Source organism: Bacillus sp. AR8-1 (genome assembly GCF_008042345.1).
Classification (GTDB): Bacteria; Bacillota; Bacilli; order Bacillales; family Bacillaceae_G; genus Bacillus_A; species Bacillus_A cereus.
Map to the genome: position 1 here is coordinate 54,288 of NZ_QNUB01000067.1, position 18,910 is coordinate 73,197.

Below are 18,910 nucleotides of genomic sequence, written 5' to 3' on the forward strand. Positions count from 1 at the left end.
AGCTCTCCTTATGTTTTGGATAAGGGGAGCTTTTTGACAAATAAGTCTTATTAAATAATTTCTTGTTGTTTATAGAAATCTTTATCATTTGTTTGGAATTTATGCCATAAATCATTCATCTTTCGTCTACCGATATCTACCATCGGATTAAACTGAATTGCAGCTTTCTGACGAACAGAGTGAACGTTTTGAATGGCGTGATATAATTGTTGGTCGACTATATCATGTTGTTCACCTGCATATTTAGCAATAGATAGACCTGCAACAGTTCCTTGCGCCATCGCAATTTTTCCGCTTTCAATGCCTGTAATATTGCCAGCTACAAATAAACCAGGAAGAGGGGTTTCCATTGTTTCGGAATGGAGAGGAACGTGTCCACCTAATTCTGAAATGTAATGGAAGGGACAACCAGCTACAGCTGCAAGTTCGGCAAGTGGGTATAATCCCCCAGCAATACAAACAAAATCTGCTTCATATATTTTCTCTGATCCATTAATAACATTTCCTTTAGAGTCAATATTAGCAATGCGTACACCTTCAACTTGATCTGTTCCGATAATTTCAAGAGCTGCTTTCCGAAGGTGAAGTGGCGTTCCGTTTATTTTCATTCCGCTGTTTGGATAGAATGTTAATCCAGCTTTTCGAATCCAATCATATTTCATAAAGTGGCTACCTATTCGTAAAATAGCAGAAGGAGCGAGATGTGCTGCATTTAAAAGAGAGTTTAAAACTTCTTCAGGTTCACCAGCTTTTTGACTTAACTCGCTTTTTTCAGGGAGTACAATATGATCTACTTTAATTCCCGCTAATTGCAATTCACTTAAAATGGCGAAAGACAAAATGTTAGCACCAATAATGATTCCTTTTTTTCCAACTTGCACGCGATGAACATTTGTCATAACTTGAGCTGCTCCAATTGACATCACTCCTGGAAGTGTCCAGCCTGGAAGGGGAATAGAATATTCCGCAGCACCAGTAGCAAGTAGTACGAACGGTGCTTCTAACGTACCGATATTAGTATGTACAAACCAATTGTTTTCATCTTTATCTAAATTATAGACCGAAACACCGCACCTGATATGTACTGAAAGTGATTCTGCTTCTTCATGAAGTCGCTTCGATTCTTCTATTCCGTTCCACCATTCTCCAGTAGGCTCTTGATGCAACTGTCCTAACAATCTCCCACCCGGCTTCATAAATTCATCAATAACGAGCACTTTTAGTCCGAAACGAGCACAAGAGATAGAAGCAGATAATCCCGCTGGTCCTGCACCAATGATAATTACATCACTCATCGTTTTTTCACCATCTCTCTCACGATATTCGGATGCTGTTTCCCGCTTTCAACAACCATGTTTTCTTCTACAACAGTTAAGCATGCGCGTACATTTGTTTGATTATTTACTGTCACGCGGCATTCAGAACAGTGCCCAATATTACAATAAATACCTCGCGGTGTCCCGCTATCTTCATGAACTCTTAATGTCCATATTTCATTTGCTAACAGGGCAGCAGCTATCGTTTCATGTTCATATGCTTCGTATTGATGACCGTTAAATTGAAAAGTAATACGCTCACTACTTTGTAAAGTACCTAAAATAGGGTGATGTGTAATTCTACTCATTTACTTTCACCTACCGATCCAAAAGTAACTGCACGTATTGGTGGTTGATATTTTAACGGTAGTTCATTAAGAGTTACGTCAGGATTCGCATTTTCAATCATTCGATCTATCATTATTCTGCATGTACGACCACCGCAAAATCCCATGCCAGCACGTGTTCTTAGTTTTAATTCTCTTGCCGAGCAGTTATATTCAGCAATTGTCGATTGAAGTTGTCCGTATGTAACCTCTTCACAACGACAAACGATTAAGTTGTTTTTATTGGTCATGTGTATTCCTCCTCTAGTTCGGTTTGCACAAATTATATATGCAAAAATCATGCCAATATAGAGGAAGGGGAGAGAGCTACCTGTAAACGCCTAATCGGTGCATACTGCTTCTTTATTGAAGTCCAAGTTTTTTTAAACGGTTATATAAAGTAGCCCTTGTTACGCCAAGTTGTTTTGCACATTCTAATTTATTCCCATTTAAAATTCGTAAAGCCCTTTCAATAACTTTTTTCTCATGCTCATCCATCTCTTCTTGTAAAGAAAGGATTGTATTATTGTTGCTGAGTAATAGGGAATGAGCTGTATGATTGTCTAAATTTTCGGTTGTATGAAATGGTAAATATTCTTGTTTTATAATTCCGTCTGTCGCAAATACCACAAGTCGTTCAACAACGTTTCGAAGTTCGCGAATATTACCTGGCCAATTGTAATGAAGCAGTTCATGCATAATGCTTGAAGGTAAGTCACGAATTGGTCTGTTATAGTTGATTGAAAAATCGTTTAAGAATGAGTATGTGAGTTCGATAATATCCTCTCGTCTTTCACGCAGCGGTGGAATATGCAGGCTAACTACATTTAAACGATAATATAAATCTTCTCGGAAAGTTCCTTTTCTCATTTCTTCTTGTAAATCCCGATTTGTAGCAGCGATAATGCGGAAATCAATATTAATTTCTTTTTCTCCGCCAACTCGGTAATACTTTCGTTCTTGTAGTACACGTAACAGTTTTACTTGCATATCGAGCGGCATTTCGCCAATCTCATCGAGGAATAAAGTACCGCCTTGCGCGAGTTCAATTTTACCTTTTTTTCCTTTACTATTTGCTCCAGAAAACGCCCCACGCTCGTAACCGAATAATTCACTTTCAAATAACGCTTCTGGAATTGCCCCGCAGTTAATCGAAATGAAAGGCGCCTTCGCTGCCTCACTTGCTTCATGAATTGCTTTCGCAAATACTTCTTTTCCAACTCCGCTTTCCCCAAGTATTAAAACAGTTGATTTCACCGAACAAACTTTTCTAGCTAATTGTATCGTTCTTTGTATAACAGGACTTTTCCCATTCATCGCAAGGAATGGATCGGATTCATCTTTATACTTTGCCACTTCTTGTTCTAAACGGTGCATTTCATGTGACATATTAAATAGTTTTTCATTTAAAGCGACTTGATTTGTAACATCTGTTTCTGAAACGACTGCTCCTATAATTTCATCATTACAATAAACTGGATTTGAATTAATTAATACGAATAAATCGGGACGAGGCTGATGGAACTGAGCGACTATGCTTTTTCCATCATGTAAAGATTGTAAAATTTCCAAGTCTTTATAATCAAAAAAACGAGTAATCGGTTGCCCAATAATTTCATTATGGTTGACTGAAAATATTTTTTCAGCACCATCTGTCCAAGTTCGAACGCATTCTTTACTATCAATGACTGTAACAGAAGAGTCAGTTGTTTGTATTACGGTGTCATAAAATGCCTGTAGTTCATTGTAGGACTTATAAAGAAATGGAATCATTTGCTGAGAAGTTATACAGCATATCGGCTCATCGTTTTCGTTAAGGATGATAACAGCTAATTCATAAGAAAAAGCGTCAATTAGTGCAGTGAATGAGTCATCTACATAAATAATGGCGCAATTATATTCATCTGTAGTAGAAGGGAGATAATAAAACCTTTCGTTTACTTGCTTAATGTGATTAAGGCTACATGTATGATCGATTAAAACACGTTCCAAAAACTCTTGTATAGTCGGAAATGAAAATGCCATAATGCCCTCCTGTTATGTATAAAAATTTTGACAGTGATAAAAAAATAATACACCTATTTACTGTAAATTTAAATTATTTTTACAAATAAAAATATTGTTTATGGAAATTGTATATATGAAGAATTGGCACGTCAATTGCATAAAAGAAAGTGAGAGGTTTAGGGAAAGGAGGAGTATATTGTGAGGCACTGCGACGTTTTAATTATAGGTGGTGGAATAATAGGGTGTTCTATCGCTTATTACACTTCAAAATACGGAAGAGACGTAACAATCATTGAAAAAGGAGAATTTGTCAGCGGGACGTCTTCACGGTGTGATGGGAATATTTTGGCCATTGATAAAGATCCGGGATTTGATAGTCAAATGTCTTTAGTAAGTCAAAAATTAGTAACTGATTTAAGTGAAAAATTAGAGCATTCATTTGAATATAGGGCACCAGGAAGTATTCTCGTATGTGAGTCAGACGAAGAGATGGAAGCTGCGCAACAATGGGTAGATCGGCAAAAAGAAGCTGGATTACCGTTTCGAATGCTTGATAGGCAAGATATAAGAGAAGAGTCGCCTTTTTTTGCTGATGATTTATTAGGCGGTTTAGAATGTGCGACGGATTCAACTGTGAATCCATATCTCCTTGCTTTCTCGCTTCTGTCAGAGGCACAAAAGTTTGGCGCAAAAGCCTTTAAGCAGACCGAAGTAAAGAGTATGAAAATAGAGACGAATGGTTCATTTGTTGTAGAAACTACGAATGGTACTTTTACAGCAAAACAAGTTGTAAATGCAGCCGGTGTGTGGGCTCCTAAGATTGGTCAGATGTTAAATGTAAATATACCAATTGAACCGAGAAAAGGGCATATTATAGTAGCATCAAGGCAACAACATGTAGGATGCCGTAAAGTAATGGAATTCGGTTATTTAATTTCTAAATTTGGCGGAAAAAGAAAAGTAGATGTTTTAACTGAAAAATACGGGGTTGCGCTCGTATTTGAGCCTACTGAAAGTCAAAATTTCTTAATTGGAAGTAGTCGTGAATTTGTAGGGTTTCATACGAGAATAAACAATGAAGTCATTAAATGTATCGCAAATAGAGCGATTCGCTTTTATCCGAAAATGGCAGATATGATGGTAATTCGTTCTTACGCTGGTTTACGTCCGTGGACAGAAGATCATTTGCCGATTATTTCACGAGTGGAACATATTCCGAATTATTTCATTGCCGCTGGACATGAAGGGGATGGGATTAGTCTTGCAGCAGTTACTGGGAAAGTAATTGAAGAGTTATTAAATGAAAAAGAGACAATTATTCCTATTGAACCACTTCGTTTGAGTCGTTTTACAGAAAGGGTGTTAAACGGATGAGGTCACAAAGAGTCTTTACGACTATTGATACACATACGGGCGGGAATCCAACGAGGACATTAATTAGCGGACTTCCAAAGTTGATTGGAGAGACGATGGCAGAGAAGATGTTACATATGAAAAAGGAATATGATTGGATTCGAAAATTGTTAATGAATGAACCGCGTGGTCATGATGTAATGTCAGGGGCATTATTAACAGACCCATGTCATCCTGAGGCTGATATAGGTGTTATATACATAGAGACAGGTGGATACTTACCGATGTGCGGTCACGATACAATCGGTGTATGTACAGCGTTAGTTGAATCAGGTTTAATTCCAGTAGTTGAACCGATTACTTCTTTAAAACTAGATACCCCGGCTGGCTTAGTGGAAGTAGATATTGCTGTTCAAGATGGAAAAGCAAAAGAGGTATCTTTCTGTAACATACCAGCTTTTTTATTGAAAAATATTACTGTACACGTCAAAGACATTGGAACTGTAGAGGCTGATATTGCGTATGGAGGGAATTTTTATGCCATTATTGATGCGAAGTCAGTAGGCCTAGAATTAGTACCAGAAAATGCATCTACAATCATCGATAAGGCGATTCATATAAGAAACACAATTAATGAGAAGTTTGAAATCATTCATCCAGAGTATTCGTTTATTAGAGGATTAACACATGTTGAATTTTATACAGATGCTACTCATGAATGTGCGCATGTGAAAAATACAGTTGTTGTACCACCAGGCGGAATAGATCGATCCCCATGCGGTACAGGAACATCTGCGAAGCTAGCTGTATTATACGCTCAGAAAGAAATCAAAATTGGTGAAGAGTTCATTCATGAGAGTATCGTTGGTTCTTTATTTAAAGGATATGTCGTGAATACGACACATGTTGAAAATATTGAAGCTGTCATAACGAAAATTACGGGATCAGCTTGGCTTATGGGTATGCATAAATTTTTTTACAATGAAATGGATCCACTCAAAGAAGGATTTTTGCTAATTCCGCCGATGGAACATGAAACGGAGGATATAAAATGAACATTCAAAAAATGTATACAGCAGTAGACGTACATGTAAATGGCGAGGCATTTCGTGTAATGAAAGACGTACCATGCAAATACTACTACAGTTTGGAGCAATTAAATGAACAATTTTCAGGTGAATTAGCAGAAGAGATGAAGCTTTTATTAAATGAACCACGTGGTTTTATCGGTTTGAATGGGTGTATTGTCGTTCCATCTATCCATAATGAAGTGGATGCAGCTGTATTATTTTTTAATCATGAAGGTTCGATTCCGCTTCATTATGGGGGCATTGTTGCGGTAATAACGATGTTACTCGAAAGTGGGTATTTAAAAAAGAGAGAGTCCAATCAATACAAAATTGAAACGTTATCTGGAATATTTTTAGTTCATGCGTATGTAGAGAATGATGAAGTTATATCTGTTTCGTTTGAAAGCAAACTTTGCTATTTGATTGAGGAAAATTTACAGGTTGGTAATGTAAGTTATTCTCTCATACAAGCAGATAAAGTATATGCAGTTGTAGAAAAAGGTGCGTATTCGCCAGAAATTCGTGTTGAAAACATTTCAGAATTGAAAAGATGGGGAGAAGCTACACTGCAGGCTATACAAAAACAGTCGCTAATAAAAAGGCTTATTTTAGTAGATCCTTCGCAAAAAGAAAAGAACCATATAAAGTCGATTACATTTCATGAAGATAACTTTATCGTACGTTCGCCAGGTTTTGTTTCTACTATCGTTTCCTATGTTCATGCATTATTTAAAAATGATTATATGGCGGATAAACCTTTTAAAAATGAAAGTATATTTAATAGTTTTATAACTGTGGAAAAAGTGAAGAAGGAGGAACTAGGATACATTTTCCGTTTTGAAAGTAGAGGATTTATTACAGGGATGCAGACGTTTCTATTAGACCCTACGGATCCGTTTCCGGCAGGATTCTTATTAAAATAAAATGTGATAGGGAGAGATAAATATGCAAAAAATTAAAGGGGCATTTCCAGTATTAATAACACCGATGGATGAATTTCAGGAAATTAATTGGGATGGGGTAAAACAAAATGTAAATTACTTTATCGAACAAAAGGTTGCAGGTATTATCATTAATGGAAGTACAGGAGAGTTTGTAAGTTTATCAAAAGAAGAACGATTTAAAATGGTAGAAACTGTGTTGAAAGAAATTGATGGCCGTATTCCAGTCATTGTTGGAACTGCAGCAGAGACCACAAAAGAAACAATTGAATATACGAAACATGCAGAAGCGCACGGAGCGGATTGTGCATTAATTATAAACTCTTACTATTGTAAACCGAAGGAAGAGGAGATTTATTTTCATTTTAAAGAAATCTCAAACTCTGTAAATATACCAATTATGCTATACAATAACCCATTTACTTCTGGTGTCGATATGAGTACAGAGCTAATGCTCCGTATTGGAAAAGAGTGTGAAAATGTTACACATATTAAAGAATCTAGCGGAGATATTCGAAAAGCGAGAGATTTAGTAAGACAAAGTGAAGGGGCTTTCCAAGTCTTCTGTGGTTCTGAAGATTTAGTTATGGAATCATATTTAGTTGGTGCTTCGGGATGGGTTTCAGTAGCAGGAAATATCGTTCCCGGTCTCGTTACAAAAATGTATGAGCATTTTCAAAATGGTGAATTAGAAAAGGCGTGGGAAATAAACGATGCTATTTTACCACTTTGCGAGTTTCTTGAAGGATCAGGGAAATATGTTCAAATCGTTAAACGTTCCATGGAATTACATGGGCAAGCGGGAGGACCTTCTCGCTATCCAAGACTAGGATTAACTGTTGACGAAGATCAAAAGCTTCAAACGATTTTATCAAATATTGCAGCTCATGCAGCTGTTTAAATAAGGAGGAGAACATAATGTTAAAGACAAATATTGAGCTGAAACCAAAAGTGGAAGCGTTTTTAAATGAAGAAATTAAAATGTTTATTAATGGCGAATTTGTTTCTGCTATTGGCGGAAAGACGTTTGAAACATACAATCCAGCAACAGAAGATGTTCTAGCAGTCGTATGTGAAGCGCAAGAAGAGGATATTGATGCTGCAGTAAAAGCAGCAAGATCTGCATTTAAATCTGGTCCGTGGGCAGAAATGACTACTGCTGAAAGAGCGCATCTTATTTATAAGTTAGCAGATTTAATTGAAGAACATAGAGAAGAATTAGCGCAACTAGAAGCTTTAGATAATGGAAAGCCATATCAAGTAGCACTTGATGATGATATTTCAGCGACTGTAGAAAATTATCGTTATTACGCAGGATGGGCTACAAAAATTATTGGGCAAACAATCCCAATTTCAAAAGATTACTTAAATTACACGAGACATGAACCTGTAGGTGTTGTAGGTCAGATTATTCCGTGGAACTTTCCGCTCGTTATGTCTTCTTGGAAAATGGGAGCTGCACTGGCGACAGGTTGTACGATCGTATTAAAACCAGCAGAGCAAACACCTTTATCCTTACTATATACAGCAAAACTCTTTAAAGAGGCTGGATTTCCAAACGGTGTTGTAAACTTTGTACCAGGCTTTGGTCCTGAAGCAGGAGCAGCAATTGTAAATCATCATGACATTGATAAAGTTGCTTTTACAGGATCTACTGTTACAGGAAAGTATATTATGCGTCAGTCTGTAGAAATGATTAAGCATGTAACGTTAGAGCTTGGCGGCAAATCACCAAATATCATTTTAGAAGATGCGGACTTGGAAGAAGCAATTAATGGTGCATTCCAAGGTATTATGTATAATCATGGTCAAAATTGTAGCGCAGGATCACGTGTATTTGTTCATCGTAAACATTATGAAACTGTAGTAGATGCACTTGTGAAAATGGCGAACAACGTAAAACTTGGAGCAGGTATGGAGAAAGGAACGGAAATGGGTCCACTCGTATCTAAGAAACAACAAGAGCGTGTGTTAAATTACATTGAGCAAGGGAAGAAAGAAGGTGCTACAGTTGCGGCTGGTGGCGAACGTGCGCTTGAAAAAGGTTATTTCGTTAAACCAACTGTATTCACAGATGTTACAGACGATATGACAATCGTTAAGGAAGAAATATTTGGACCAGTTGTTGTTGTACTTCCATTTGATTCGACAGAAGAAGTAATTGAACGAGCGAACAACTCATCCTATGGCCTTGCTGCGGGTGTATGGACGCAAAATATCAAAACGGGTCATCAAGTGGCAAATAAATTAAAAGCAGGAACAGTGTGGATTAATGATTATAACTTAGAAAATGCAGCTGCACCATTTGGTGGATACAAACAATCTGGTATTGGCCGCGAATTAGGTTCATATGCGCTTGATAATTATACAGAAGTGAAAAGTGTTTGGGTAAATATAAAGTAATAGGGTGTTTTACTGACAAAAATTGAGGGATGAAATAATGAAAGATGCGGACAACTAGAAAGTTTGATAATAGTTGTCCGTTTTCTTATATACAAAATTGCTTTTCCAAAGAATGATAAGGGGGATTTGGATGGAGAATTTAGTAGAATGGTTAGTAGGGCAAGTGTGGAGTATCGGTTTAGTTGTTTTTGCATTAGGGGCAGGCGTATATTTCACGATTGCAACACGTTTTTTGCAAATTCGTTATTTTAAAGAGATGATTAAACTATTATTTGAAGGAAAGAGTTCCGAGACGGGAATATCATCTTTTCAGGCATTTTGTTTAGCCTTATCAGGAAGAGTTGGAATTGGTAATATTGCAGGGGTAGCGACAGCGATCGCTTTCGGCGGGCCTGGAGCTGTATTTTGGATGTGGGTAATGGCTTTGTTAGGGGCAGCGAGTGCGTTTGTTGAATCAACATTATCTCAAGTATACAAAAGTAAAGTAGGGAATGAATATCGCGGCGGTACTCCATATTTCATTGAGAAAGGTTTAAAAATGAAATGGTTTGCAGTCATTGTAGCGGTAGTTGTAACACTTTCATATGGCATGTTATTACCAGGTATTCAATCTAGTAGTATCGCAGTTGGATTCGAAAACTCTAATGGTATTAACAAATATATAACTGGTATATTTTTAGTCGTGTTACTAGCGGCAATTATTTTTGGTGGTGTAAAGAGAATTGCTGGCGTTTCTCAAATGCTTGTTCCATTTATGGCAATTGGTTATGTAATTGTTACATGTATCATATTAATTGCGAATGTAACGGAGATTCCAAGTATGTTTGCTTTAATTTTCTCTAGCGCATTTGGTGTAAATGAAATGTTTGGTGGAATTGTTGGTGCAGCTATTGCATGGGGTGTAAAACGTGCTGTATTTTCAAACGTTGCTGGTGTCGGAGAAGCGACGTATAGTTCGGCTGCTGCTGAAGTATCGCATCCTGCAAAACAAGGATTAGTTCAAGCGTTTTCCGTATATATCGATACAATTGTCGTATGTACAGCGACAGCTCTTATGATATTAATTACAGGTATGTATAATGTTATACCTGAAGGGAAAAGCGCTATTGTAAAAAACATAGGAAATGTGGAAGCAGGTCCAATTTATACGCAACAAGCAGTTGAAACTGTGATGACAGGGTTTGGTCCAATATTTATTTCAATTGCAATTTTCTTTTTTGCATTTACAACGTTACTCGCTTATTACTATATCGCTGAAACGACACTTACTTATTTAGATCGTCAATTGAAGTATGGCTGGTTAAAACCAGTTTTAAAATTTGGATTTTTAATTATGGTTTACATCGGTAGTGTTGAATCAGCGTCGCTTTTATGGAATCTCGGAGATTTAGGAATCGGTAGTATGGCATGGTTAAACTTAATCGCGATTCTATTATTAAGTAAAATCGCATTAAAAGTGTTAAAAGACTATGAAAGGCAGAAAAAAGAAGGGAAAGATCCAGTATTTAATCCTAAAAATGTGGGGATTGAAGGATTAACATTTTGGGAAGAAAGAAGTAAAGAGGTTGAAAGAAAAAGTTCTAGAGAAAAAGTTATTGTAGATGATAATTTAAAATTATAACGTAAATTAACTGAAAATTCTTAATTTAAAAGAAGGTATATTGCCTCCATTTCATCGCATACTACAATAGGTATGGATAATATGACTGGAGGGAATAAGATGGAACATGAGCAACATAGTTCGATAAATGATATTCTACATCATTATAAAGAAGGTATAGGTAGTTTTACAAATCAAATTCCTGAAATCGCTGAGACATATAATGCGTTCACGCAAGCTTGTTTTCAAGAGGGTGCTTTAACAAAAAGAGAAAAACAACTTATTGCATTAGGAATTAGTTTAGCAACGCAAGATGAGTATTGTACAATTTATCATACAAAAGGTTGTCTTGATCAAGGATGTTCGGATAAAGAGATTCTGGAAGCATGTGGTGTTTCAGCAGCATTTGCTGGCGGAGCTGCGATGAGTCAAGCGGTAACTTTAGTGCAAGAGTGTTTAACAGAACTGAAAAATCAAAAGCATTGAATAAAAAACGTTTTAAACTTTATGTTTAAAACGTTTTTTATGTGAAATTAAATTTGAGTATAAAAATTATCTAGGATGGGTTCAATTTTTATCGTTTTCAATTTGTATTCAATTTAATATTCTATATCTTCATAAATAGATTTTCCTACATCAGGAAGAATTGTGTATATACTCTTACCGATTAAAGCTTCTAATTCTTTCTTAATCGCATAAAACCCTTTCCAATGTAAAGATGTATGAGATGTTGTACCATGACGCAAACCAACGGAAATTAATCTTCTTTCCAGCGTAGTAAAGCCATCTGCGTCAGCAAGAGCGTCACAAAGAGTAATTACTTTATTATATAAGTCGTAGTTACTATGTTCATTCAATATTGCAACTAATCGGCTTTTCATATGGTCAGGAACGAGACTCCATTCCGCTGCGATATCTATATGTTCATTTTTACAGGGAAATGAGTGTGTCACACAAATAATGGCGTTTCCTGTATATCCTAAATCATTCATATACATATAACCATCATAGGAATGAATGACCGATTTGGTAAAACCTTTGTATCTTCCGATATCATGCAAAAGGGCAGCGTTATATGCTATGTCAGCATCTAGCTTGTACCCTTTTTTTATAAGTTCTATAATTATGTTTTCAGTTGCATGAGCAACATGTAGTGAATGTTCAAACCAAGGGCCCGGGTTTTGTTCATATGCCCATTCGAGTAATTCTTTTGCGTACGTTCTATCTAATATATATTTCATATCGTTATCCTTTCAAAAAAAATCATATCTTAATATAAATTCATCTTATTATTTCATTATTCCTTCTTTAAAAATTGTTACAATGAAACAAAAGGGGGAAAAGTAATGCGAAATTTAGTAATTGAAGAAATTAAGAAACTAGAAAATGATATGGAAGAACTTTCGAAACTTTTGAAAATGGTTGTAAATGATGGGGCATCAATTGGTTTTTTGCCTCCACTGGAACAAAAAGACGCAACAAAGTATTGGCAAACAGTATTAGCGCCAGAAGTGATATTGTATGTGGCTAAAATAAACAACGAAGTAGCAGGGAGTATTCAATTACAATTAGTTACAAAGCCTAACGGAATTCATAGAGCCGAGATTTGTAAATTAATGACTCATCCAAACTTTAGACGTAACGGTATTGGACGATCGCTTATGCAAAAAGCAGAGGAACGAGCAAAGCAAGAAAACAGGTCTCTTTTAGTATTAGATACTAGAGAAGGAGATCCTTCCAATAAATTGTACAAATCACTAGACTACCAAGAAGTTGGAACAATACCAGGGTATGCAATTTCTCCGAATGGAAAGTTAGATGCTACGGTTATTTATTATAAAAACATTTAAGGTATAATCAAACGGGGAGAGTGCTTAATTATTAGTAAGTGAATAATAAACGACTATTTTTAACACAGTCTATATTTTTCTGGCGGTGTTAAAATAGTTAATTATAATCTAATTAACGCACTAAATGAATTTGAGAAAGTTTTTAGAGGGTTCTTTTAGTAATGATTCTCGTCTTATAATAAATGTAGAGAAGATGACTAGGCAACTATAGTTATTTTCGCTTTATTATTGGAAGGGGATGAAAGAATGAAAACGAATAGTTTACAAAAGATGAAGAAAGTTATTTTAAGTGGTGGCGTATTACTTACGGGATTATTAACATTTGGATTTTCAGAAAAGGCTTCAGCTCATGGATATGTAGAATCACCAGCGAGCCGATCTTATTTATGTAAGCAAGGGGTAAATGTAAATTGTGGACCGATTCAATATGAACCACAAAGTGTAGAAGGGATAGGTGGATTTCCGCAACTAGGACCTTCTGATGGACAAATTGCAGGGGCTGGTCATTTTCCTGCGTTAGATGTTCAAACTGTAGATAGGTGGAAGAAAGTTACGTTAAATGGCGGAACGAATACATTCAAGTGGAAACTTACGGCTCCTCATAGTACAAAAGAGTGGAAATATTATATTACGAAAAAAGGTTGGAATCCAAATAAACCTTTAACGCGATCAGATTTAGATTTAGTGCCATTCTATGTGAAAAATGACGGTGGAGCTAGACCAGGGACAACAGTAACGCACGAAGCAAATGTACCAACTGACCGTAGTGGATACCATCTTATTTTAGCTGTTTGGGAAATTGCAGACACTGGAAATGCGTTTTATCAAGTTATAGATGTAAACCTTTTGAATAATGGCTTAGCTTCAAATTTCGCTTTTAACAACGTAGTGCAAACTCCTACACTATTTTAATTGAAACATATATTTCGATCATCTAATTCATTTTAGATGATTTTTTTTATGAAAATGATGAAAAATATAGAAGAAAGTGCAATTATTTATAAAAAAATATGCTTTAAATATTGTCATATTTGCTTCTTTAAGATATCCTTTTCATGAAGAGGTGGAAAACATGGAAAAAGTACTAGTTTTCGGGCATAAAAACCCAGATACAGATGCAATTTGTTCTGCAATTGCTTATGCAGAATTGAAAAAAGAATTAGGAATGAATGCTGAGCCTGTACGTTTAGGCGAAATCAGCGGTGAAACTCAATTTGCGTTAGACTATTTTAAAGTAGAAGGACCGCGTTTTGTTGAGACAGTAGCAAGCGAAGTGGACAACGTTATTTTAGTTGACCATAACGAGCGTCAACAAAGTGCTAACGATATCGAATCAGTTCGTGTGTTAGAAGTTATTGACCATCACCGTATTGCTAACTTTGAAACAAGCGATCCTATATACTATCGTTGTGAGCCAGTTGGATGTACAGCTACAATCTTAAACAAAATGTACAAAGAAAATGGCGTTACAATTCGTAAAGAAGTTGCAGGTTTAATGTTATCTGCAATTATTTCAGATTCTTTACTATTCAAATCTCCAACTTGCACAGAACAAGACGTAGCAGCTGCTCGTGAATTAGCGGAAATCGCTGGTGTAGATGCTGATAGCTACGGCTTAGAAATGTTAAAAGCTGGTGCTGACTTAAGCGGAAAAACAATGGAGCAATTAATCTCTCTTGACGCTAAAGAATTCCAAATGGGTAATGCGAAAGTTGAAATCGCACAAGTAAACGCTGTTGATACAAACGACGTTCTTGTACACCAAGCGGAACTTGAAAAAGTAATCTCTGCAGTAGTAGAAGAGAAAGGTTTAGACCTATTCTTATTCGTTGTAACTGATATCTTAACTAACGATTCTGTCGGTCTTGCGATCGGTAAAGCAGCAAACGTTGTTGAGAAAGCATACAACGTATCACTAGAAAACAACACAGCTACTTTAAAAGGTGTTGTATCTCGTAAAAAACAAATCGTACCAGTATTAACAGAAGCATTCCAAGCTTAATTTTATTGAGTACACATAAACAGCAAGGACAAGTAGTCAGATTGGCTACTTGTCCTTTTTTATCTCTAAAAAACAGAAAATTAAAAACGGGAGGATTGTGTATGTTGAATGATTTGGAGAGTAAATTACAGTCACTTTTAGAGCGAAATATTACGTCGGTTTCAGAATTAGAGAGCTGGCTTTCGGAGGAGCTGCGTTTAAACGCAGAAATAGAAGAAGAGTTAACGATTAATTTAATCGCTATGTATAGAGATACAAAAGATAGTAATATACGTGATATACATATGTATAACCAAAATGAAATTCAGCCACTTTTAAAAAGATACAATGCAAAATTTGACCAGAAATTTAGAGATTGTCCGTTTTCTGATTTATTAGATGAGCAGAAATATGGATTTATGAAAAAAGCAAGATTTGTGAAGAGTGAAATGTTTAATGAAAAGAACATAGCGCTTTCCGTTAAAGAGCAAGAACTTATTACGAAATATAGAGAAATAATGTCTAACATATCTATTAATTGGGAAGGCGAGCAAAAGACGTATGCATACGTAAAAGCAAGGATAGATAACCCAAATAGAGCTATTCGTGAAAAAGCTTGGTACGCTTTATGCGAAGCAAGAAGTATAGTAAAAATAGAAATAGATTGTATTATGAAGGAACTCGTACAATTGCGGAATCAGATGGCTTTAAATGCAGGGTTTAATAATTATAGTGAGTATGCCTTTAAACAAAAAAATAGAGATTACAGTATTGAAGATTGTTATAAGTTTCATGAGTCGATAGAAAAGTGTGTTGTACCAATTTGGAAACAGTTAGGAAGTCTTTTTAAAAAGAATCTTGATGTAAAAACGTATCGTCCTTGGGATCTTGCTCCTTGTAATTTGCAAAAATCTTCATTTGAAAATTACATTGATTTATTGGATGGGGTTGAAGAAATGTTTCGGAAGACAGATTCATGTTTTCATGAGGAATTTACTCATATAAGGGAAGCGGGATTAATTGACGTACAAGAACGGAAAAATAAAGCATCAGGAGCTGCTTGCTTTACCTTACCTCATAGTAAAGACGTTTTTATTTATTCTAATTTTAGTCCTTCATTTTATGCAATTCATGCATTAATACATGAATTGGGGCATGCATTACATTTTCATAAACAATTTAACAATGAAAGTAGTATGCAGGAAAGATACCTTCGTGAAGAGGTGGCGGAACTTTATTCCCTTAGCCTGGAGTTATTATTAATGGATAAGCTTACTATTTTTTATACGCAAGAGGATGATTATAAAGAAGTACAGCGAGTTCAATTATATCGTACTTTATCGTTATTAATATCGTCAGTTTCAGGAGATGTATTCCAGCACTGGCTTTATACAAATCCAAATCATTCACCAGAAGAGCGAGATGAGAAATATATTGAACTATGTAAAAGGTATCAATATTCATCAGTTGATATTGCAGGAGTAGAGAATGAAATTGGTTCTAGTTGGTTCGAGTCATTTCACTTTGTTCAGTTTCCTTTTTATAAAATTGAATATGCAATTGCACAAATAGGAGCGATTCAATTGTTTCAAATTTATCGAGAGAATCCGGAACAAGCGATTACTTTCTTTAAAGAGGGAGCGAGTTCAGATTGGAATTTATCTATACAGGAAATATATATAAATACAGGTGTTGCGTTTGACTTTTCGGAAGAAAGGATACAAAGTACTGCAAGGGCTATTTTAGATTTGATTAACGAATTAAAATAAGAATAGCGTTAGCTATCCTTACAATTGTTTATTCGTAAGATTTTTTCTTGTTTATATAAAATGTGATTATCGCAGTAATGAAGAAAATAGGTATCGCATACACTTGCCCAACAAATAACTTCCAGCCGACATAATTGTAGCCTTCAGATGCTGGGATGATAACGGAAATAACGCAAACGATAAAATAGACTAATAGTGCAGGGATAATATTTTTCATTTTTACGAACCTCCTTTTTAATTTTTATTTGTACATCATAATATTGCAATTTATTTTTATTATTTTGAAGAAAAAAAGAAAAATTTTTATGGTATTATAATATTTGCATTGAGAGTGATCCATAGTACTTATATGGTAAAATGTGTAATTAAAACTTTCAGAATTATTATATAGTATTTCGAGAGAAAAATGTACAAAATAATGGATTTTATTTATTGAAGTAAAGGGAGTAGAAATATATATGAAAAGGCTATGTATAATTCCATGTGGAAAAAAGAAAATTTGGGATAAGCATTCAAACTACGGACCGATGGAAGCAAAAGATGTATATATTAGTCCGTTCGGAAAAGCATGTCAGGCGTATGCATCCATGTTTTTCGAAAACTGGGTTATATTATCAGCGAAACATGGATTTTTAAGGCCAAATGATATTGTATTAAAAAACTATGATCTTGCATTTGATTCAAAAAGCGATGAGGTAATAAGTATAGAGAAATTACAAAAACAGATGGTAGATAAAAGTTTACTACAGTTTGACGAAATCGTCTTACTAACAGGGAAGAAGCATAAAAAAGTAGTGACAAAGTTATATCCAGAAGAAATGATTACATATCCGCTAGAGGGGTGTAAAGGAATTGGGTATATGTTGCAGAGGTTAAAAGAGGCAGTGAAGGAGGAGGCGGAAATATAGGTATAGTTTCGGTCACCATGATCTTAAACTTTATTTAGGGAACTTAAAAGTAAAATAGAGTTTTTAAGCATCGCCAAAAAGGTGATGCTTTTTTGTTCGTGTTACCATTCAAGTTAATACAATTTAGAGAATAAAGAATCCGATTTGTGAAGTGACATCTCTTTTTTAATCGAAAACGAATTGCCTTCACTTTTAGAAAATGTATGACGTATTGGTGCAGTTAAGATTGTAAGTGGGAATAGCAATGAGACAAGTTTTGAATAGGATATTAAGAAAGGAGATGTTGATGAATAATGGCCAGATATAGTTTGCACGGAGGACACAATAGTATTGTTCAAGGTGCTAATTTTGGGAATCGGAGAGAACACGTTCTGGATAGGCAAGTTAAAGATGCTGTGGCGGCTAAGTTAAGAGCCTTGGGACACACGGTTTATGACGATACGGACGAGGTAGGGACAACTCAATCACAAAATTTAAATAATATTATTCGTAAAAGCAATTCCCATGCTGTGGATTTAGTTATTTCTTTTCATCTTAATGCGAGCAATGGAAATGGACAGGGTGTTGAGGTTCTGTATTATGATCAGAAAGACTTGGCGGCTAAAATCTCAGCTCAACTAGCAAAAGATATTGGATGGCGTGATCGAGGTGCGAAACAGCGTACAGATTTAGCGGTATTAAATGGGACGAAAGCACCTGCTATTCTTATAGAATTAGGATTTATTGACAATGAATCCGACATGGCAAAATGGAATGTTGATAAAATCGCTAATTCTATTGTATTTGCTCTTACAGGACAAACTGGAGGAGGTGCAGTGGATTTGCTCAAAGTAAAAACTGGCGGTGTAGCATTTAGTAATTTACAAGCTTTGGCTCAAGCGATGGTTGATGCGGGTATTGATGGACAAATTGTCGTTCAGAAAGATGGCATTGGTTATGCTATAACGAATGGTTACCCGGCTGGAAATATCGATAAATTTACAGCTTGGTTAGATTCACGTAAGTGGTACTATGAGTATGTGAGATAAGACTAATTATTATATAATCTTCTAACTCTACTTATGATATGGAGAAAATAGACTAATATACAAGCCTTTGTATACTTTCAAACATAGAATATGATGAATTCTATTTAGGAGGAAGTATATTCATGAGGAATACTTGTCATTGTGGGCATTCCCGAAATTGTAATAAATTTTGGGATGATTTAATGTTTGGGAGATGTAGATGTAAACGCAGAGATTTTCACGAATGTTGTTGCAAAGAGAAACCGAAATGTGAGTGTGAAAAATGTCATTGTAAAACAAAACCGAAATGCCATTGTAGGGATGAAGAGGAAGGGGATTAATAATAAAAAAGAGTACGATTGAACTGCACCCCAATTGT

Annotated in this window: 20 protein-coding genes; 14 read left to right on the forward strand and 6 right to left on the reverse strand. The window is 35.6% G+C overall.

Features of this window, described 5'->3' with window-relative positions; translation table 11 throughout:
• Positions 1-50: 50 nt before the first annotated feature.
• The 4 genes from DN400_RS28400 to DN400_RS28415 all read right to left on the reverse strand — a co-directional run bounded on the left by DN400_RS28400 (position 51) and on the right by DN400_RS28415 (position 3,667).
• Positions 51-1,295 (reverse strand): NAD(P)/FAD-dependent oxidoreductase, encoded by a 1,245-nt coding sequence (locus DN400_RS28400; protein WP_001286084.1) that lies wholly within the window; start codon positions 1,293-1,295, stop codon positions 51-53.
• Positions 1,292-1,624, reverse strand: coding sequence for a (2Fe-2S)-binding protein (locus tag DN400_RS28405; protein WP_147802087.1), 333 nt, complete (start codon positions 1,622-1,624; stop codon positions 1,292-1,294). Before DN400_RS28405 ends, DN400_RS28400 begins: the two co-directional genes overlap by 4 nt.
• Positions 1,621-1,893: a (2Fe-2S)-binding protein gene (locus DN400_RS28410; RefSeq protein ID WP_000182619.1), complete on the reverse strand. Its 273-nt coding sequence runs from the start codon at positions 1,891-1,893 to the stop codon at positions 1,621-1,623. Before DN400_RS28410 ends, DN400_RS28405 begins: the two co-directional genes overlap by 4 nt.
• A gap of 112 nt (positions 1,894-2,005) precedes the next feature.
• Positions 2,006-3,667 carry a sigma-54 interaction domain-containing protein gene (locus tag DN400_RS28415; RefSeq protein ID WP_000885730.1) on the reverse strand — a complete coding sequence of 554 codons (1,662 nt, stop codon included), beginning with the start codon at positions 3,665-3,667 and terminating at the stop codon, positions 2,006-2,008.
• Between the two features lie 180 nt (positions 3,668-3,847).
• On the opposite strand from DN400_RS28415, the gene DN400_RS28420 reads away from it, so the two are divergent.
• From DN400_RS28420 to DN400_RS28450, 7 genes are all read left to right on the forward strand, one after another.
• On the forward strand, positions 3,848-5,023 hold the full coding sequence (locus tag DN400_RS28420) for an NAD(P)/FAD-dependent oxidoreductase (RefSeq protein ID WP_001215274.1): 1,176 nt from the start codon (positions 3,848-3,850) through the stop codon (positions 5,021-5,023).
• Positions 5,020-6,057, forward strand: coding sequence for a proline racemase family protein (locus DN400_RS28425; protein WP_001257537.1), 1,038 nt, complete (start codon positions 5,020-5,022; stop codon positions 6,055-6,057). Before DN400_RS28420 ends, DN400_RS28425 begins: the two co-directional genes overlap by 4 nt.
• Positions 6,054-6,995, forward strand: a complete 942-nt coding sequence (locus DN400_RS28430; RefSeq protein ID WP_001025560.1) for a proline racemase family protein — start codon at positions 6,054-6,056, stop codon at positions 6,993-6,995. The genes DN400_RS28425 and DN400_RS28430 overlap by 4 nt, the downstream gene beginning before the upstream one ends.
• 22 nt (positions 6,996-7,017) lie before the next feature.
• A complete protein-coding gene (dapA, locus tag DN400_RS28435; RefSeq protein ID WP_001169449.1) occupies positions 7,018-7,914 on the forward strand; it encodes a 4-hydroxy-tetrahydrodipicolinate synthase in 897 nt (298 codons plus the stop codon).
• 17 nt (positions 7,915-7,931) lie between these two features.
• Complete coding sequence (locus DN400_RS28440; RefSeq protein WP_147802088.1) at positions 7,932-9,416, forward strand: aldehyde dehydrogenase family protein; 1,485 nt, start codon at positions 7,932-7,934, stop codon at positions 9,414-9,416.
• Between the two features lie 130 nt (positions 9,417-9,546).
• Positions 9,547-11,037 carry an alanine/glycine:cation symporter family protein gene (locus DN400_RS28445; protein WP_000429515.1) on the forward strand — a complete coding sequence of 497 codons (1,491 nt, stop codon included), beginning with the start codon at positions 9,547-9,549 and terminating at the stop codon, positions 11,035-11,037.
• Positions 11,038-11,109: 72 nt separating this feature from the next.
• The gene (locus DN400_RS28450; RefSeq protein ID WP_001999958.1) at positions 11,110-11,502 is read left to right on the forward strand and encodes a carboxymuconolactone decarboxylase family protein; all 393 of its coding nucleotides are present in this window, start codon (positions 11,110-11,112) and stop codon (positions 11,500-11,502) included.
• A 113-nt stretch (positions 11,503-11,615) separates the two neighbouring features.
• Here DN400_RS28450 and DN400_RS28455 read toward each other — a convergent pair whose 3' ends face one another.
• Positions 11,616-12,257, reverse strand: a complete 642-nt coding sequence (locus tag DN400_RS28455) for an HD domain-containing protein (RefSeq protein ID WP_063547547.1) — start codon at positions 12,255-12,257, stop codon at positions 11,616-11,618.
• A 105-nt stretch (positions 12,258-12,362) separates the two neighbouring features.
• Between DN400_RS28455 and DN400_RS28460 the strand changes: the two genes are divergently transcribed.
• The 4 genes from DN400_RS28460 to DN400_RS28480 all read left to right on the forward strand — a co-directional run bounded on the left by DN400_RS28460 (position 12,363) and on the right by DN400_RS28480 (position 16,616).
• Positions 12,363-12,866: a GNAT family N-acetyltransferase gene (locus DN400_RS28460; protein ID WP_001245255.1), complete on the forward strand. Its 504-nt coding sequence runs from the start codon at positions 12,363-12,365 to the stop codon at positions 12,864-12,866.
• 246 nt (positions 12,867-13,112) lie between these two features.
• Positions 13,113-13,778, forward strand: coding sequence for a lytic polysaccharide monooxygenase (locus DN400_RS28465; protein ID WP_086421820.1), 666 nt, complete (start codon positions 13,113-13,115; stop codon positions 13,776-13,778).
• A 160-nt stretch (positions 13,779-13,938) separates the two neighbouring features.
• Positions 13,939-14,868 (forward strand): manganese-dependent inorganic pyrophosphatase, encoded by a 930-nt coding sequence (ppaC, locus tag DN400_RS28470; protein WP_000416871.1) that lies wholly within the window; start codon positions 13,939-13,941, stop codon positions 14,866-14,868.
• 101 nt (positions 14,869-14,969) lie between these two features.
• Entirely contained in the window at positions 14,970-16,616 is a 1,647-nt protein-coding gene (locus DN400_RS28480; protein WP_000930874.1) for a M3 family oligoendopeptidase, read from the forward strand.
• A 28-nt stretch (positions 16,617-16,644) separates the two neighbouring features.
• Here DN400_RS28480 and DN400_RS28485 read toward each other — a convergent pair whose 3' ends face one another.
• Positions 16,645-16,833, reverse strand: coding sequence for a DUF4017 family protein (locus DN400_RS28485; protein WP_000789485.1), 189 nt, complete (start codon positions 16,831-16,833; stop codon positions 16,645-16,647).
• A gap of 241 nt (positions 16,834-17,074) precedes the next feature.
• Here DN400_RS28485 and DN400_RS28490 point away from each other — a divergent pair, with 241 nt between their 5' ends.
• From DN400_RS28490 to DN400_RS29655, 3 genes are all read left to right on the forward strand, one after another.
• On the forward strand, positions 17,075-17,524 hold the full coding sequence (locus DN400_RS28490) for a DUF6884 domain-containing protein (protein WP_086421823.1): 450 nt from the start codon (positions 17,075-17,077) through the stop codon (positions 17,522-17,524).
• A 293-nt stretch (positions 17,525-17,817) separates the two neighbouring features.
• Entirely contained in the window at positions 17,818-18,552 is a 735-nt protein-coding gene (locus tag DN400_RS28495; protein WP_000135300.1) for an N-acetylmuramoyl-L-alanine amidase, read from the forward strand.
• Between the two features lie 186 nt (positions 18,553-18,738).
• Entirely contained in the window at positions 18,739-18,894 is a 156-nt protein-coding gene (locus DN400_RS29655) for a hypothetical protein (RefSeq protein WP_179879510.1), read from the forward strand.
• Positions 18,895-18,910 lie beyond the last annotated feature (16 nt).

What these genes read in the sequence shown, in the direction of transcription:
- DN400_RS28400 (WP_001286084.1), bottom strand. Translation starts at nt 1,295, where the DNA reads ATGAGTGATGTAATTATCATTGGTGCAGGACCAGCGGGATTATCTGCT.
- DN400_RS28405 (WP_147802087.1), bottom strand. Translation starts at nt 1,624, where the DNA reads ATGAGTAGAATTACACATCACCCTATTTTAGGTACTTTACAAAGTAGT.
- DN400_RS28410 (WP_000182619.1), bottom strand. Translation starts at nt 1,893, where the DNA reads ATGACCAATAAAAACAACTTAATCGTTTGTCGTTGTGAAGAGGTTACA.
- DN400_RS28415 (WP_000885730.1), bottom strand. Translation starts at nt 3,667, where the DNA reads ATGGCATTTTCATTTCCGACTATACAAGAGTTTTTGGAACGTGTTTTA.
- DN400_RS28425 (WP_001257537.1), top strand. Translation starts at nt 5,020, where the DNA reads ATGAGGTCACAAAGAGTCTTTACGACTATTGATACACATACGGGCGGG.
- DN400_RS28430 (WP_001025560.1), top strand. Translation starts at nt 6,054, where the DNA reads ATGAACATTCAAAAAATGTATACAGCAGTAGACGTACATGTAAATGGC.
- dapA (WP_001169449.1), top strand. Translation starts at nt 7,018, where the DNA reads ATGCAAAAAATTAAAGGGGCATTTCCAGTATTAATAACACCGATGGAT.
- DN400_RS28440 (WP_147802088.1), top strand. Translation starts at nt 7,932, where the DNA reads ATGTTAAAGACAAATATTGAGCTGAAACCAAAAGTGGAAGCGTTTTTA.
- DN400_RS28445 (WP_000429515.1), top strand. Translation starts at nt 9,547, where the DNA reads ATGGAGAATTTAGTAGAATGGTTAGTAGGGCAAGTGTGGAGTATCGGT.
- DN400_RS28450 (WP_001999958.1), top strand. Translation starts at nt 11,110, where the DNA reads ATGGATAATATGACTGGAGGGAATAAGATGGAACATGAGCAACATAGT.
- DN400_RS28455 (WP_063547547.1), bottom strand. Translation starts at nt 12,257, where the DNA reads ATGAAATATATATTAGATAGAACGTACGCAAAAGAATTACTCGAATGG.
- DN400_RS28460 (WP_001245255.1), top strand. Translation starts at nt 12,363, where the DNA reads ATGCGAAATTTAGTAATTGAAGAAATTAAGAAACTAGAAAATGATATG.
- DN400_RS28465 (WP_086421820.1), top strand. Translation starts at nt 13,113, where the DNA reads ATGAAAACGAATAGTTTACAAAAGATGAAGAAAGTTATTTTAAGTGGT.
- ppaC (WP_000416871.1), top strand. Translation starts at nt 13,939, where the DNA reads ATGGAAAAAGTACTAGTTTTCGGGCATAAAAACCCAGATACAGATGCA.
- DN400_RS28480 (WP_000930874.1), top strand. Translation starts at nt 14,970, where the DNA reads ATGTTGAATGATTTGGAGAGTAAATTACAGTCACTTTTAGAGCGAAAT.
- DN400_RS28485 (WP_000789485.1), bottom strand. Translation starts at nt 16,833, where the DNA reads ATGAAAAATATTATCCCTGCACTATTAGTCTATTTTATCGTTTGCGTT.
- DN400_RS28490 (WP_086421823.1), top strand. Translation starts at nt 17,075, where the DNA reads ATGAAAAGGCTATGTATAATTCCATGTGGAAAAAAGAAAATTTGGGAT.
- DN400_RS28495 (WP_000135300.1), top strand. Translation starts at nt 17,818, where the DNA reads ATGGCCAGATATAGTTTGCACGGAGGACACAATAGTATTGTTCAAGGT.